General features: G+C 63.3%; 1 protein-coding gene. It reads right to left on the reverse strand.

What is annotated here, in order from left to right; translation table 11 throughout:
• Positions 1–328 (reverse strand): AMP-binding protein (locus XalbCFBP2523_RS17505; RefSeq protein WP_430523496.1); only part of this gene is annotated, 328 nt, incomplete at its 3' end.
• Positions 329–791 lie beyond the last annotated feature (463 nt).

Below are 791 nucleotides of genomic sequence, written 5' to 3' on the forward strand. Positions count from 1 at the left end.
TGTAGATGACATACGCCAAATGGCGTGCGGTCAGGCCATTGGCGTGGCGGTCGGGATTACTGTCTGGCAGATGCGTCCAATGTTCACTGTCGACTTGCAGATCGACGATCACCGCCGCAGTGGCACTGCATTCAACCAGGCGACGACTGGCGGCATCCGTCAGCACCGCCACCGCGCCGCAATCGGATTGCATATAGGCCAGCCGCTCCGGCGGATAGGCCGGGTCCAGCGGCACATACGCACCGCCCGCCTTCAGCACCGCCAGCAGCGCCACCACCATCTCGACACTACGCTGCACACAGATCGCCACGCGATCGTCCGGGCGCACACNGAGGGATCACGTACCACCTGCGCCTCGAACAACTCGTGCACACAGGCATCGCGCGGATAATCCGCTGCCGTCGCATTCCACTCCGTCAACACCTGATGCCGCTCGGCATCCGGCAAAACGTCGAGCGCGCGTACCGCCGTCTCCGGCACATCGGCAAGCGCATCGGCCAGCTCTTCCAACGCCTTCACCAGGAATGCGCATATCCGCTCCGGAACCAGTGGCCGCTGCGACTGCACCGTCAGCGCAAAACCAGACCCCACATCGTCCACAGAAACGACAAGCGGATAATTCGTCCGCTCGTGACTCGACAGCATCTCGAGCCCCTCCCAGGTCATTGCCTCGGCAGCGCTTTCTGCCTGGGCGCTATACCGGTAATTGAGCAAGGAGGTAAACAACGGCGCCGGTGCCGGAACACTGCTGCAACGCTGCGCCAGCGACAGCGGCGCATGCTCGTGCCGCA

This window comes from Xanthomonas albilineans, assembly GCF_002939705.1.
GTDB lineage: Bacteria > Pseudomonadota > Gammaproteobacteria > Xanthomonadales > Xanthomonadaceae > Xanthomonas_A > Xanthomonas_A albilineans.